Annotated in this window: 12 protein-coding genes; 6 read left to right on the plus strand and 6 right to left on the minus strand. The window is 66.2% G+C overall.

Going from position 1 to position 15,073, the window contains the following annotated elements:
* Window positions 1-106: 106 nt before the first annotated feature.
* Together QMZ25_RS00005 and QMZ25_RS00010 are read right to left on the minus strand one after the other, a co-directional pair.
* Window positions 107-2,185 carry a S9 family peptidase gene (locus tag QMZ25_RS00005; protein WP_065182372.1) on the minus strand — a complete coding sequence of 693 codons (2,079 nt, stop codon included), beginning with the start codon at window positions 2,183-2,185 and terminating at the stop codon, window positions 107-109.
* Window positions 2,186-2,418: 233 nt separating this feature from the next.
* A complete protein-coding gene (locus QMZ25_RS00010) occupies window positions 2,419-4,383 on the minus strand; it encodes an oligopeptide transporter, OPT family (RefSeq protein ID WP_053516183.1) in 1,965 nt (654 codons plus the stop codon).
* Between the two features lie 200 nt (window positions 4,384-4,583).
* On the opposite strand from QMZ25_RS00010, the gene QMZ25_RS00015 reads away from it, so the two are divergent.
* On the plus strand, window positions 4,584-5,732 hold the full coding sequence (locus tag QMZ25_RS00015; RefSeq protein WP_164151812.1) for a heparan-alpha-glucosaminide N-acetyltransferase domain-containing protein: 1,149 nt from the start codon (window positions 4,584-4,586) through the stop codon (window positions 5,730-5,732).
* Between the two features lie 88 nt (window positions 5,733-5,820).
* A complete protein-coding gene (locus QMZ25_RS00020) occupies window positions 5,821-7,575 on the plus strand; it encodes an oligopeptide:H+ symporter (RefSeq protein ID WP_283218918.1) in 1,755 nt (584 codons plus the stop codon).
* Between the two features lie 45 nt (window positions 7,576-7,620).
* Here the strand turns inward: QMZ25_RS00020 and QMZ25_RS00025 are convergent, their stop codons facing one another.
* Window positions 7,621-9,609: a prolyl oligopeptidase family serine peptidase gene (locus tag QMZ25_RS00025; RefSeq protein WP_262219212.1), complete on the minus strand. Its 1,989-nt coding sequence runs from the start codon at window positions 9,607-9,609 to the stop codon at window positions 7,621-7,623.
* A 163-nt stretch (window positions 9,610-9,772) separates the two neighbouring features.
* Complete coding sequence (locus QMZ25_RS00030; protein WP_283218919.1) at window positions 9,773-10,408, minus strand: LysE family transporter; 636 nt, start codon at window positions 10,406-10,408, stop codon at window positions 9,773-9,775.
* 138 nt (window positions 10,409-10,546) lie between these two features.
* On the opposite strand from QMZ25_RS00030, the gene QMZ25_RS00035 reads away from it, so the two are divergent.
* The 4 genes from QMZ25_RS00035 (at window position 10,547) to QMZ25_RS00050 (ending at window position 13,309) form a co-directional block, all read left to right on the plus strand.
* Window positions 10,547-11,452, plus strand: coding sequence for a LysR family transcriptional regulator ArgP (locus QMZ25_RS00035; RefSeq protein ID WP_053516191.1), 906 nt, complete (start codon window positions 10,547-10,549; stop codon window positions 11,450-11,452).
* 161 nt (window positions 11,453-11,613) lie between these two features.
* Window positions 11,614-12,048, plus strand: a complete 435-nt coding sequence (locus tag QMZ25_RS00040) for a hypothetical protein (RefSeq protein ID WP_128989338.1) — start codon at window positions 11,614-11,616, stop codon at window positions 12,046-12,048.
* A 185-nt stretch (window positions 12,049-12,233) separates the two neighbouring features.
* Complete coding sequence (locus QMZ25_RS00045; RefSeq protein WP_053516192.1) at window positions 12,234-12,818, plus strand: hypothetical protein; 585 nt, start codon at window positions 12,234-12,236, stop codon at window positions 12,816-12,818.
* Between the two features lie 44 nt (window positions 12,819-12,862).
* Window positions 12,863-13,309 carry a GNAT family N-acetyltransferase gene (locus QMZ25_RS00050; protein WP_065182375.1) on the plus strand — a complete coding sequence of 149 codons (447 nt, stop codon included), beginning with the start codon at window positions 12,863-12,865 and terminating at the stop codon, window positions 13,307-13,309.
* Window positions 13,310-13,336: 27 nt separating this feature from the next.
* Here the strand turns inward: QMZ25_RS00050 and QMZ25_RS00055 are convergent, their stop codons facing one another.
* Both QMZ25_RS00055 and QMZ25_RS00060 read right to left on the minus strand, forming a co-directional pair.
* The gene (locus tag QMZ25_RS00055; protein ID WP_053516196.1) at window positions 13,337-13,744 is read right to left on the minus strand and encodes a hypothetical protein; all 408 of its coding nucleotides are present in this window, start codon (window positions 13,742-13,744) and stop codon (window positions 13,337-13,339) included.
* A 65-nt stretch (window positions 13,745-13,809) separates the two neighbouring features.
* Window positions 13,810-14,925 carry a PAAR domain-containing protein gene (locus tag QMZ25_RS00060; protein WP_283218920.1) on the minus strand — a complete coding sequence of 372 codons (1,116 nt, stop codon included), beginning with the start codon at window positions 14,923-14,925 and terminating at the stop codon, window positions 13,810-13,812.
* Between the last annotated feature and the right edge of the window lie 148 nt (window positions 14,926-15,073).

Genomic DNA, 15,073 nt, shown 5'->3' on the forward strand with positions numbered 1-15,073 from the left:
AGCCATGCTCGGCTGCTGTTGGCGGGAAAGGAGGCACAGAGCAGCCGAGCATGGCTCGGCTCTACAAAAAGCAGAGCGCCGCCCTGGGGGGCGGCGCCGGACCGGCTTATTCGCCGATATGCTGCTTCAGCCAGCCGTTGACCGTGTCATGCCACAGGATGCTGTTGTGCGGCTTGAGCACCCAGTGGTTCTCGTCCGGGAAGTACAGGAACTTCGACTCGATCCCCTGCCGCTGCGCCGCCGTGAATGCCGCCAGGCCCTGCTCGACCGGAATACGGAAGTCCTGCTGGCCATGGATGATCAGGATCGGCTTCTTCCAGTCCGCCACGTGGTTGACCGGGTTGAACTTCTCGTAGTTCGCCGCCTTCTGGTACGGCGTGCCGCCCTGCTCCCACTCGGTGAACCACAGCTCCTCGGTGGCGTAGCCCATCATGCGCTGGTCGAACACGCCATCGTGGTTGACCAGGCACTTGAACGGGCCGTTCCAGTTGCCGGCGATCCAGTTGACCATGAAGCCGCCATAGCTGGCGCCCAGAGCACAGGCCTTGTCACCGTTGAGGAACGAATACTTCTTCAGTGCCGCGTCCCAGCCCTTCTGCAGGTCCTCCAGCGGACGATCGCCCCAGTGCTGGCTGATCGCATCGGTGAATGCCTGACCGTAACCGGTGGAGCCGTGGAAATCGATCATCACCACCGCGTAGCCCTGGCCCGCATAGGTCTGCGGATTCCAGCGGTAGCTCCAGCCGTTGCCGAAGCTGCCCTGCGGACCGCCATGGATCAGGAACGCGACCGGGTAGGACTTGCCTTCCTGGTAGTTGTGCGGCTTGACCACATAGCCGTGCACGGTGTCGTTGTTCCAGCCCTTGAACGAGAACTGCTCGAAATCGCCGAAACTGACGTCCTTCAGCACGTCGCCGGCAGACGGTGTCAGCGCACGCAGCTCGCCCATCGGCTGGCCGGCGGCTGGCAGCAGGCCGACCAGTACCTGGTCGTTGCTCTTCAGGCTGTTGCGGGTGATCGCCACGCTGGTGCCGGCCACATCGACGGCGGTCACGCTGCCATCGCCGATCAGGCGGGTGGCCTTGCCGGTGGCGACATCGATCTGGAACAGCGGGTGCTCGCCCAGATCATCGGCGGTGGTATAGATGCTGGCGCCATCGGCGGACAGCACGATGCCACCCGCCGAGCGATCCCACTGCGGGGCGATCTCACGGCTCTTGCCGCTGGCCAGATCCATCGCCATCAGGCCGAAGCGATCAGCTTCAAAGCCGGGGCGCTTCATCGCACGGTAGAACAGCGTCTTGCCATCGGCACTGAACACCGGGCCCGCATCCCATGCCGGGTTGGAGGCGGTCAGGTTCACCGGTGCCTGACGGCCGGCAGCATCGAAGCGATAGAGGTCGAAGTTGGTCGACCACGGTTCCTCGCGGCCCGCCACGCGGATGCTGGCGACCACGCTGCTGCCGTCCGGCGACCACACGAAGTCATCATTGCCACCGAATGGCTTGGACGGCGCATCGCCATCGAGGGTGGCGCTCAGCGCTGAAGCCCCCTTGACCGGGCCGGCCTGGGCGCCCGGCAGCGGCGCGACGAACAGGGTGTTGCGACGGCCGTCGTTCCAGGTATCCCAATGGCGCACGAACATCGAATCCCAGACCTGGCCACTGGCCTTGGCGTCCTTCTTCTCTTTCAGCTTCTTCTCGGTGCAGGCCAGGTCCGACGCGCAGGCCTGGAACACGCCGGCGCTGAACAGCACGCGGTCGTCCTGTGGCGAGACGTGGTAGCTGTCCACATCCACCGGGAAATCGGTCAGCTGGCGCGGGGCGCCGCCGCTGATCGCCTGCGCGTACAGCTGCTGGCTGCCGTTCTTGGCACTGAGGAAGTACACCGTCTGGCCGTCCGCCGACAGCGAGGCGGAATTGACGTTCCAGCCAGCCGGGGTGATCTGCTTCGGCGGTGCCGCGTCACGCGTGCGCAGGTTGCGTGCGTACAGGGCGGTGCTGGCCTTGAGGTTGGCGTCGGTGCTGCGCTTGGCGAACACCACGGTGCCGCCATCGGCGCTCAGCACCGGCGCGGAAACGCGATCCATGGCCACCATGTCGCGGATCTCCAGGCCACGGGCAGCGGCGACGCTGGGCAGAGCGGCCAGCAGGCTCAGTGGCAGCAGGGCATGACGCAGTTTCATCGGGATCTCCGCAGGACGGCAAAAACGCGATGGTAGGCCCCGCAGCCCGGGGCTGCCAAGGCCATCGGTCATGGCCGTGATCGGGCAGCCGCGAGAAACAGCAAACCGCGCCGTAGCGCGGTTTGTGGGTGGACCCGGGGTCGGATCCGATTCCGCAGGAATCGGCTCTGAACCCGGGCGCCTCCGGCGTGGGGTCAGAGCCCTTCCCTTCCGGGAGGGATCCGACCCATCCCTTACGCCTTGGCGTACTTGCCGGTGCGGTAGATCAGCCAGCCCACCAGGAACAGCACGGCCAGGCCGATCCACTGCGCGGCCGGCAGATGGAACGGCACGGCCAGCACGTCGGCCCGGCTGCTGACCACGATCGGAATGGCGATGGCGATGCCCATCAGCGCCTCGCCGGTGATCAGGCCGGCGGCGAACAGCACGCCCGGCTTGTGCACGCGGTCGCGGCCCTCTTCATCATCGGCACGCACCTTGTGGAAGCGCTCGACCAGGTAAGCGATCAGGCCGCCGAGGAAGATCGGCACCATCAGCTCCAGCGGCAGGTAGATGCCGATGGCGGCCGCCAGCACCGGCACCCGGAAGCGCGCGTTGCGCGCCTTCAGCCAGCTGTCGAAGGCAATGATGACGGCGCCGACCACGGCACCGATGCCGATGAAGGTCCACGGCAGCTCGCCACCGAACAGGCCCTTGGCCACCGACGCCATCAGGTTGGCCTGCGGCGCAGCCAGCGCGTTCGGGTGCAGCTCGGTCTTCACGCCGATGCCATAGGCGGTGGCCAGCAGGTTCAGCACCGGGGCCATGATCAGCGCGCAGGAGAACGCACCGATGCCCAGCATCAGCTGCTGCTTCCACGGCGTAGCGCCGACGATGTAACCGGCCTTGAGGTCCTGCAGATTGTCACCACCGACGGCGGCAGCGCAGCACACCACCGCGCCGATCATGATCGCCGCCACCGCACCCAGCGGTGCACCGCCGGTACCGACCGGCTTGAGGCCATCGGCACCCAGCAGCACGACCAGTACCGCCGAGGCGAACAGGATGGTGGAAATGGTGATGCCCGAGACCGGGTTGTTGGACGAACCGATCAGGCCGGCCAGGTAGGCCGAGACCGACACGAACAGGAAGCCGGCGACGATCATGATGATGGTCATCGGGATCGACACGTGCCACTGGCCGACGATGGCCTGGTACAGGGCCAGCAGCGGCAGCACGAAGACCACCAGGGCGACCAGCATCCACTTCATCGGCAGGTCGCGCTCGGTGTGCGCCAGCACCGGTCCGCCGCTCTTGCGGGCGGCGGCAAAACCGCTCTTGACGCCGTTGAGCAGCGATTTGCGCAGCGAAATCAGGGTCCAGATGCCACCGATCAGCATTGCGCCGACACCCAGGTAGCGCATCTTCGCGCCCCAGATGGCGAATGCGGCCTCGGTGGAGGACGCAGCGGCCACCGACGCGGCCAGTGCCGGATCGGTGTTCATGAAGAACGCCTGGTAGAGCGGGATGGCGATGTGCCAGGTCAGGATCGAACCAGACACCACCACGATGCCGACGTTGAGGCCGACGATGTAGCCCACGCCCAGCAGCGCCGGCGACAGGTTGGTGCCGATGAACGCGGTGACCTTGGAACTGCCCACGTAGGCCGAGGTGGCCCAGGCATCGGGAATCAGGCGCATGCCGCTTTCCGCGGCCAGCTTGACGAAGGCGCCGATCACCGCCGACAGACCCAGGATCTTCAGGCCCGGACCCGGGTTCTCACCGGCCTTGAGCACTTCCGCCGCCGCCTTGCCTTCCGGGAAGGGCAGAGGATCTTCGACGATCATCGAGCGGCGCAGCGGCACCGAGAACAGCACGCCCAGCAGGCCGCCCAGGCCGGCAATGCCCAGCACCCACCAGTACTTGAAGTCCGGCCAGTAGCCCATGATGACCAGCGCGGGGATGGTGAAGATGACACCGGCGGCGATCGAGGAACCGGCCGAGGCGCCGGTCTGCACGATGTTGTTCTCGAGGATCGAGCCACCGCCCAGCAGGCGCAGCACGCCCATGGAAATGACTGCGGCGGGAATCGCGGTGGCGATGGTCAGGCCTGCGAACAGACCGAGGTAGGCGTTGGCCGCGGACAGCACCACCGCCAGCACGATGGCCAGGGCCACTGCGCGGAAGGTGAGCTGCTTGGGCGCAGCGTCGTGGTTCATGGGAGCCCCTGCTGGCAAAAAATCCCTGCCACGCTAGCGTTCAGGGGGCGGCAAGTCCAGCACACCGCAGCATGACAAGCGCCAGCGGATCAGGCAGGACACCGATCAGGCACAGGCAGCAGACGCATCCGGCACATTCCGGCTGGGCATCCCGCAAACGATATGTTATATCTTTTCGATTGAACGACATCGCCGCCCGCATGCCCTCTCCGCCACCGGCCCGCCTCACCTCCATCGACCAGCTGCGCGGCACCGTCATGCTGTTGATGCTGCTCGACCACGTGCGCGAGACCTTTTTCCTGCAGCACCAGGTCAGCGACCCGATGGACGTATCCACGGTCTCCCCCGCGCTGTTCGCGTGCCGCCTACTGGCCCACCTGTGCGCACCGGTGTTCGTGCTGCTGACCGGCCTGTCGGCCTGGCTGTATGGCCAGCGCCAGGCGGATCCGCGCCGGGCCACGGCCGCGTTCCTGCTCAAACGCGGGCTGTTCCTGGTGGTGCTGGAACTGACCCTGGTGAATTTCGCCTGGACCTTCCAGCTGCCTCCGGACACCGTGTACCTGCAGGTGATCTGGGCGATCGGCCTGAGCATGGTCGCGCTGGCCGGCCTGCTGTGGCTGCCTCGCGCGGCGCTGCTGGCGCTGGCGGTACTGCTGGTGGCCGGCCACAACCTGCTCGACGGCGTGCGCGTGGCAGGCGACGGTGTGCTGCCGGTGCTGTGGAAGGTGCTGCACCAGCGGGACTGGATCGAGGCCGGTGCACTCCGGCTGCGCACGTCCTATCCGGTGCTGCCGTGGATCGGGGTGATCGCGCTCGGCTATCTGATGGGGCCCTGGTTCGCGGCGGACCGCATGCCAGCGCAGCGTCACCGCTGGCTGGTGTGGGCTGGGCTGGCAGCGCTGGGCATGTTCGCCCTGCTGCGGTTCGGCAACGGCTATGGCGATACGCCCTGGCAGTTCCAGCAGGACGCGCTGCGCACCTGGATGAGCGTGTTCAACGTGACCAAGTATCCGCCATCACTGCAGTTCCTGTTGCTGACCCTGGGCGTTGGCCTGCTGTGGCTGCGCCTGTTTGAGTGGCCTGCGATGGCACGGGCGTTGAGGCCGCTGGCAGACATCGGCGCAGCACCGATGTTCTTCTACCTGCTGCATCTGTATCTGCTGAAGCTGCTGTATCTGGCGGCGCTCGGGTTCTGGGGGCCGACCCACGGCAGCCTGTACGCTCTCGATTCGGTCGCCGGCCTGATCCTGGTGGCCTGTGCATTGGCGGTGCTGCTGTACCCGCCGACGCGGGCATTCGCGCGGTTCAAGGCGCGTCGGCGCGACCTGGGCTGGCTGCGATACCTGTGACCCCGCTCGCCGGGCGCGGCCTGATGCTGCCCGCCACGGGCGCGGCGGCGGGCCTATAATCGCGCCCTTTCCGCAGTGCCCGCCGTCGATGACCGTTGCCGCTCCCGCTTCCGACGACTTCCTTGGCCACCCCAAGGGCGTCTACGTCTGCTTCTTCACCGAAATGTGGGAGCGCTTCTCCTTCTATGGCATGAAGGCGCTGCTGCTGCTGTACCTGACCAAGTACCACCTGTTCGGCGACAAGGCCGGACTGGACCTGCTTGGCGCCTACGGTGGCCTGGTGTACTGCATCCCGGTGTTCGGCGGCATGCTGGCCGACCGCTGGCTGGGCATGCGCCGTGCAGTGCTGTTCGGCGGCATCCTGCTGGTGCTGGGCCATCTCGGCATGGCCTTCGAAGGCCACGCGGCATACCGGGTCAACGGTGAAGTGGTGCGCGACACCTCAGCGCTGGCGGTGACCTATCTGTCGCTGGCGCTGATCATCATGGGCGTGGGCTTCCTCAAGCCGAACATCTCCACCATTGTCGGCAAGCTGTACGCCAAGGACGATCCGCGCCGCGACTCGGGCTTCTCGCTGTTCTATGCCGGCATCAACCTCGGGGCGCTGTTCTCGTCGCTGGTGTGCGGCTTCCTCGGCGAGGCCTATGGCTGGAAGTATGGCTTCGGCGCGGCGGGCATCGGCATGCTGGCCGGGCTGGCGATGTTCCTGTGGGGGCAGAAGTACCTGCACGGGCATGCCGAGCCGCCACAGCCGGCCGCGCTGAAACAGCGGGTGCTGGGCCTGCCGCGTGAATGGCTGATCTATCTGTGCGCGGTGCTCGCGGTGCTGCCACTGGCGTGGCTGATGTGGGCCGCCGGTAACGGTGCGTTCGCTCTGGGCGGCGAAATCAGCCTGGCGTTGATGCTGATGCTGGTGGTGCTGGGGGGCGTGCTGGTCTGGTTCGCCTGGTTCACCGGCAGCCAGTGCACGCCGGTGCAGCGCCAGCAGATGATCGCGCTGATGGTGCTGATTTTCCTGGCGCTGGTGTTCTTCACCCTGTACGAGCAGTCCTATGGCTCGTGGGTGACGTTCACCGATCGCCTGCTGACCAAGGACATCGTTCCCTCGCTGGTGATCACCGACGGCACGCCGCTGCCCTGGTCGATCCTGTCGTTGCTGCTGGCGCCGCTGGGCTTCGTGGTCAGCGCGCGCCTGACCGAGCGTCGACCGAGGTCGGCCGCGCCGCGCCGGTTCTTCATTGCCATCGTCGCGCTGATGCTGGTCCTGCTGGTGCGCGACTGCCTGGTGATTCCGCAGACCGCCGGCTCCCTGACCTATCTGGGCGGACTGTTCCTGGTGCTGCTGGCGCCGGCCTTCGCCGCCCTCTGGACCTGGATGGACCGTCGCGGCTGGGAGCCGGGCAAGCCGGTCAAATCCGCCTGGGGCCTGGTGATCGGCGCGCTCTCGTTCGTCCCGCTCGCATTGGCCGCACAGCAGGTCGGCGCCACCGGCGAGATGGCCAGCGTGTGGTGGCTGGTCCTGGCCTACTTCCTGTTGGCCAGTGGTGAGATGTGCCTGTCGCCGGTGGGCCTGTCGGCCGTAACGCAGCTGGCCGTGCCGCGGGTGATGAGCCTGATGATGGGCACCTGGTTCCTGGCCACAGCCTTCTCCGAGACGCTTGCCGCGCTGTTCGGCAAGCTGGCGGCCATCGATGTGCCCGAAGGCGGCACGCTGGACATGGCGGCGGCGGCCGGTGCGTATGCGCACCTGTTCTGGCTGCTGATGTGGATCGGCCTGGGCTGCGCCCTGCTGGCCTTCATCGCCGCGCCGCTGCTGAAGCGGATGATGCACGGGGTCAGGTAACTGCACTGCGCGGCGGCGGATCGTGGATCCGCCGCCACTCTGCGTTTACGGCGCCTTGCCCTTCCCTGCCGGCGCCGATGCCTGGGCGGTCTTGCCTCCCAGGCTGCGCGACAGGAATGCGAGCAGCTTGTCGTAGTACTCGGTGCGATGGGCCAGGGTGTAGAAGCCGTGCCCCTCGGTCTTGTAGTACAGGCTTTCCACCGGCGTCCCGGCACGCTTCAGTGCCGCTTCCATGCGCTCGGTGTGCTGGATCGGCGCACGCTTGTCTTCGCCACCGGCCGCGAGGAACACCGGCACCTTGATCTGCGTGGCCAGGTTCACCGGCGAAACCGCGCCAAGCTTGGCCGGATCACCCAGCCATTCGCGCAGGAAGGTCACGCCCGAGTCGCGCTCCTGCACATCGCCGCGGGCGAACATCAGCGGCAGGTCGTACACGCCGACATAGCCGGCCGCGCACTGGTACAGCCCCTGTTCGCGGACAGCGCCCATCATCGCGGCGTAGGCACCGTAACTGGCACCGTAGATGCAGATGCGTCTGGCATCGGCGATCCCCTGCGCGATCGCCCAGCGGGTGGCGTCGGTGACGTCATCCTGCATCGCGGCGCCCCATTGCTGGGCGCCGGCCTGGGCATGCGCACGGCCATAGTTCCCCGAGCCACGGAAGTTGACCTGCAGCACGGCGTAGCCGGCAGCGGCCAATATCTGCGTCTCGCGGTCGTACTGGCCATTGTCGAACACGTGGAACGGCCCACCGTGCGGCATCACCACCATCGGCAGGTTGCGTCCGTCGCTGCCGGAGGGCACGGTGAGGAAGCCGTGCAGCGGCAATCCGTCGCGCGCCTTGAGTGCCACCGGACGCACCGTTGCACTGCGATCGATGTCGATCCAGTCGCTGCGGCTGATCAGGTGCTCAGCCTTGCGGGCCTCCGTGTCGTACACATAGAAGTCGCCGGGATTGGTGCCTGACCAGGTCTCCACCAGCACCACGCGGCCATCCCGGGTACTGGAGGTGATGTAGACCGGCCCCCCGAAGGCCGCCTCCAGGCTGCGGTACAGGCGAGCCTCCGGCGACTTCTCGTCGAAGAACCGGGTCCGCGGTGTGTCGCCCATGTACAGGGCGCCCACCGGCACATGGGTGCCGGGCCGGTGGATGATGCGGTACGGATCGACCACCTCGTCGCGCAGCACGACAGCGCGCTCACCGGTCTGCGGATTCCAGCTGACGATGGCATCCGGCCCCTGCGTCTGCTCGGCCTGCAGGTACGCCAGGCTGCCATCCGCGGAGAAGCCGATCGCGGTCTCGATGCGCTTGCTCACTGCCTCATCGTTGATCATCTTCCAGCTGTCGCCCGATCGCTCGCGGTAGTACAGCTTGTTGACATTGTCGCTGCCGGACCCGTGGACGAACCGGACTTCGCCCTGGCCATCGGTGGTGAACTCACCGCGCCGCACTGGCGAGGAGGCCATGCGCACGCGCCTGCCGCTGGCCACGTCCATGCGTTCGACGCGGGTGAACGGATCCTCCGCGAACGGCCATACCGTCACCAGCACGTTGCGTTCGTCGCCGGGCAGATCATCGGCCAGGAACGCCGCGACCGCCTCGACTTTCTTCGGCTGGATGCGGGTACCCGGGCCCTTGCTTTCGACGCGGTAACCGACCAGCAGCTCGCCGCGATTGCCGTTGGCATCGATGGCGTAGAGCTCGCCGGTGGGATTGGGCTTATCCAGCGCGCCCCACTTCTCGGCCAGGCCGATCAACAGCCGTTCGTTGCTGACCCAGTCGAATTCGTAGGCGTGATTCTTCTGCGGCGGGCGGAAGCTGCCCACGAGCTGCTTGTCGGCCAGCCGCATCACCGCGATCGCGGTGCTGTCCTCCATCGGCACGGTGGCAGCGACATACTCGCCCCCCGGCGATATCTTGATGTCGGTGAAGGTCTCCTGGCGCAGGAACTGCGTCAGATCCACCGCCCATGCGCTGCCCGCGGCAACGCTACCCACGACGACCAGTGCGGCCGTCAACATCGTCCTGCGCATCCTTCCCCCTGCTCCGATGGACACCTTGTCCTGTACACGGATTCTAGGCAGGCGCCGTCTGTCCCGCCAGAGCCGGAAAAGACGACGGCACCGTTGCCGGTGCCGTCGTTGCCACTGCCTTGGAGAGAGAGTCAGGACGTGGGTTCGGGGGGCGTGCGCCGGGTCAGCGGACCCCGCGCACCGCCAGGGTGAGGGCCAGGATGCTGAGGATCACCGCGATGGTGCCGTCAAGCACACGCCAGGTGCTGGGCTTGGTGAACAGCGGCGCCAGCAGGCGCGCACCGAGACCCTGCGCGGTCAGCCACAGGCAGCTTGCGGTAACCACGCCGGCCGCGAAGGCCATGCGTGCGTGGCCGAAGTTCTCGGCAATGGAGCCGATGACCATCATGTCCAGCCAGAAGTGCGGGTTGATCAGCGAAAAGCCGACCGCCGCCATCAGCACCGCGCGGCGGCTGCCGTCGTCGCTGTCGGCTTCACCCATGCCACCGCCACCGGCAATGGCGCGGCGCGCCGACTTCATCGCGTACCAGGCCAGGAAAGCCACGCCGGTCCACAGCACGGCCGAAGTCAGCCACGGCAGCGCCGAGGTCAACGTGCGCAGGCCGGCCACGCTGGCGAAGATGAAGAACGCATCGATGGCCGCGCAGGTGGCGACCACCGGCACGATGTGCTTGCGCAGGATGCCCTGGCGCAGGATGAAGGCGCTCTGGGCACCGACCACGGCGAACAGGCCGATGCCGGTGGCTGCACCAGAGAACCAGGCACCGAGGCCGGTGCCGGCGGAGATGACCGAAAACATGGGATTCACTGCCTTGTCTTGCTGGGGGGACGGTGCCTCGCGAAGGCGGACAGCACCGGGTACGGGCGCCATTGTCGCGCCGCAACATAGAAAAGACGAGCTAAACTTCCTAAACCAACATTAGCGGAACTTAATACCATGCGCATCGACCATGCCCAGCTGCGCGCGCTCGCCGCCGTGATCCGCGAAGGCAGCTTTGATCGCGCGGCGCAGTCGCTGAATGTCACCCCCTCGGCCATCTCGCAGCGGGTCAAGGCGCTGGAGGATCGTGTCGGACGCCTTCTGGTGAAGCGTGGCGCCCCCGCCACTGCCACCGCCGAAGGCCAGGTGCTGGTGCAGCTGGCCGAGCAGACGGCCCTGCTCGAGCATGACGCCTTGCACCGGATGGGCCTGGCCGATGAAGATCTGCCCCAGGCCAGCATTCCGGTGGCGGTGAACCACGACAGCCTGGAAACCTGGTTTCCGCAGGCAGCGCAGCAGTTCGCACTGGGTACCGGCACCACGCTCGACCTGCGCGTGGAAGACCAGGACCATACCGTGGAGCTGCTGCGGCAAGGCACGGTGCTCGGCGCGGTGACCACCCTGGACGAGCCGGTGCAGGGCTGCCAGATCCATGCACTCGGCAGCATCCGTTACGCGGCCACCTGCACGCCGGAGTTCCGCGAACGGCACTTCGCCAAGGGCGTGACCGCGCAGGCGCTGGCACAGGCACCGGTACTGGTGTTCAACCGCAAGGACGAAATGCAGTCGCGCTTTGCCCGGCGCATGGCCGGCGATGACCTGCCCAGCACCGCGCCGACCTGGTGGATTCCCTCCACCCGTGCCTTCGTGCAGGCCAACCTGGGCGGCATGGGCTGGACCATGAACCCCCTGCCGCTGGTCAAGCGGCACCTGGATGCCGGCCGCCTGGTCTACGTGCGACAGCGCGCGTGGGAGGACGTGCCGCTGTACTGGCAGCACTGGAAGGGCGATGTACAGACCATGGCCCTGCTGACCCGCGCGGTGCTGGAGGCATCCTCGACGCTGGTGCGGCGCAGGCGCTGAATTGCTGACTGTACTCAGATGCAGCGACTTTGGTGGACAGGGTCTTCGCGCCGCAACCTTAGAAATTGCGGCAATTACGACACGGTGTGGCGTCATTGCCCGCCGACCGGAGCAACTGTATTACGTAAGCTGGAAGGTTCATCAACTGTGAGTCAAACCGAATGGAACTTCCTGACGAAATCTATCAGCGGGTCACTGATCTCTCGGAGCAGGGAAACGTCCGCATGGATGCCCATGATCATGCTGGTGCGATGCGCTGTTGGCTGCAGGCATTGGGCATGCTGCCAGCGCCTGCGAAGGATTGGGAGGCCTATACCTGGCTGTGCGCCTCACTAGGAGACGCGAGCCTTCTTTCCGGCGATGTCCCGGTGGGCCTAAAGTACTTCATGGATGCGCTGAATGGCCCGGACGGGCATATCAATCCCTTCATCCTGTATCGCATTGGCCAATGCAATGAACTACTGGGGAAACGCGACCAGGCCCTTGAATACCTGCTAAGGGCGTACGCGTTGGATGGCGAGGACATATTCGACGCCGATGATGACGGTAGTAAGTACCTTGCCTTGCTGCGACAGCAGGGCCTCATTTCGCCTTGATGCCACCAAGGCAGCCGAGCGTTGGGAATGCAGCGCTTGGCAGCCAGGACTTGCCCGGCGCCAGCCGTGGACAAACCAAGGCAAAGCGACTTGGCGCCCTCCGTCCTCTCTTCTCCGCGTGACCGAGGTCCGTTCAGGGTCGCCCAGTTGTGCCAGCATCGAAGCAACCGACACGGAGCGCCGCGATGCAGACCGATCCGCTGTTCCTGCATATCCGCGTGGTGATGGGCATCATCCTGGGCCTGTCGATCACGACCCTGCTGAAAGGGATTGCGCAGATCATCGAGCATCCGCAGCGACGCGGCTGCTCGGCACTCCATCTGTGCTGGGTGGCATGGACGCTGGTGTCGCTGGTCACCTTCTGGTGGTGGGAGTTCCGCCTGATCGAAGTCCACCGGTGGACGTTCGAGACCTATCTGTTCGTGATCTGCTACTGCGCGACCTGGTTCCTGCTCTGCGCCCTGTTGTTCCCGGATGACCTGCGCGACTACGGCAGCTACGGCAATTACCTGATGCAGCGCCGACGCTGGATATTCGGCGTGATCGGCGCGCTGACGCTGCTGGATCTGGTGGACACCGCGATCAAGGGCACAAGCCGGTGGCATCTGCTGGGCGCGGCGTATCCGGTCCACACCCTGCTGATGCTGCTGGTGGTCCTGCTGGGCTGGAAACTGCACTCCAGCCGGGCACAGCTGCGACTGGCCGCAGCCACCCTGCTCTACCAGATCGGCTATTTCACCGCCGAATACTTCACAATCGGCAACGATTGAACGAGACGGGCAGTTCCTTCAGCGCCCGGTCACAAGGAGGTGCCATGACCATCCGTTACCGCGATGCCCATCCCGACGATGCCGCCGCCTGCATCGACCTGCGCGGGCGTACCCGCGAGAATGCCTTCAGTGCCGCGCAGCTTGCCGAGCTGGGCATCACGACGCAGAGCTGGGCCGAAGGCATCTGCAACGGAGATTTCATCGGACGCATCGCCTGCGACGGCGAGCGCATGGCCGGCTACGGGTTTGCCGACCGCGAAAGCGGCGAGGTGCTGGTTCTGGCCCTGCTGCCGGAGTACGAGAATCTGGGCATCGGCCGACGTCTGCTGCAGGATGTGGTCAGCCTGGCCCGGGATGCCGGTCACCACCGGCTGTTCCTTGCGTGCTCGGCCGACCCGCGATCGCGCTCGCATGGCTTCTACCGCCATCTCGGCTGGTGCCCGACGGGCGAGATCGACGAAACCGGCGACGAGATTCTCGAACTGCGTTGACCCCAAGCGGAGTGCCGGCCGCTGCGGTCAGTCGGCGTCGACCACGTGCAGCTGCGCCTGGACCACCTGCGCCTCGGCGCCGGTGGAACCGGGTGTCAGATTGATCGAGAACTGCAGGGTCACATCCATCGGGCGCAGGGCGAAGCGTGTCAGCTCCTGCGGCTTGATCGGGAAACCGATGCGCAGGGACTGGCCCGCGCGCAGCTCCTGCATCTGCTGCCGCAGCGCGGCCGAGGCCATGCCGCTGCGCAACGCCGTGGTCTTCTCGGAGTGGTTGTCCTTCACCCTGACCGACGGGCCACGGCTGCGGATGTACTCCAGCGGCAGCGACACAGGCTCGCTGCCGCTGTTGCGCAGTTCCAGTTCGACGTTGAGGGTGTCGCCACGGAAACGGCACTGGGCATCGTCCACGCAGCGCGCATGAAGTTCGATCATGGGAGGAAGCTCCTTGCTGTGGGCCGGCAGCGCTGCGGCAGCGGCAAAAGTGGCAATCAACGAAATCACTTGACGGTGCATGTTATCTCCCGGCCGATTTCCCGGCTCAGCAGTTCACGTACTTCCCGCGCGATGTTCCAGGCATGACGCGGCCGGGTCACCGCGCAGTCCACGGAATTCATGATGGTCGCCGCCGGATCGGTCAGCTCACGGGAATCCGGAACGGCAACCAGCAACTCCGGATCCAGAGTGCCATCGGGCTGGACGTAACGCACGGTCTCTTCGTCCGGGTCGTTATACGAATACTCGTCCGGCACGCCCAGGGTGTGGGCGAACTCGTGGGCGAAGGTCCAGGCCGTGGTCGACACGGAGACATCGATATCCGGGAATTCCACCTGCTCCCGGTCATAGGTGCGATGAACGATCAGCCTGTAGTCGCTGCCGCCCTGCACCCACCGCACCTCGTAGCGGATCGGGAAGCTGCGGGTGCCGCACGCGGGATCATGGACGTCCAGCGTGAACCGGCCGTTCCAGAACTGATCGATGCCGCGCTCCATGCGCGCCTTGACCGCCGCCACCTCGGCAGCGGTGACGCCGGGCTTGGGCATCACCTGCACCTTGATCGACACCACCACCTCGCCCTGGGCCTGCAGCGGAACATCGATGCGGTAGCTGACCTGGAAAGGATAGTCATGCTTGTCGCCATTGACGTCATAGGCTTCGTAGTAGCGCCCGTCCACGTCACGGTCGATCTGCGCATCATGGTCCGCCACCCAGCACTGCGGCGCGTCCTCGTCGCGCACGGCGGTGCCGGGCGCTGCGAAGGGGGGTGTCTGCAGGGTCGGCTTCAACAACGGCGCGACGATCGCTGCGATCGCCGCCACTCCGGCGCCTGCACCGGCGCGCCCTCCACCGCCGGCCACCACGTGGGCGCGCTGCTGCTTGCCCGATACCAGTGCGCAACCGCAGCTGGCCCTGTCGCCGTCGCGGGCGACCGGCTGGCCATCGATGACCAGGGTGGCATCGCCGGAAACGATCGAACCCGGACCATGGCGTGCACAGATGACACGGTCGCCGACACGCGCCACGGCGCGCCCTTCGATATCGGTATGCGGGGAACCTGTAAGGACCGAACCGCCCGTCTGCAGGGCGTCACCCACCACGATCAGCATCCGTGACATCGTTGCGCGGCCCCTCCGTGGCCGGTGGTCGTTCTGGAATCAGCCGACAAGTCTACCCCGGAGCGACCGCCGGCAGGATGATGCATTGCACAAAAACCGGACCCGTTCCGGGTAGAATCCTCTGCAAGGATGCTGCAAGGCGTTGTTT

The organism is Stenotrophomonas sp. RS-48 (assembly GCF_030053245.1).
GTDB lineage: Bacteria > Pseudomonadota > Gammaproteobacteria > Xanthomonadales > Xanthomonadaceae > Stenotrophomonas > Stenotrophomonas maltophilia_P.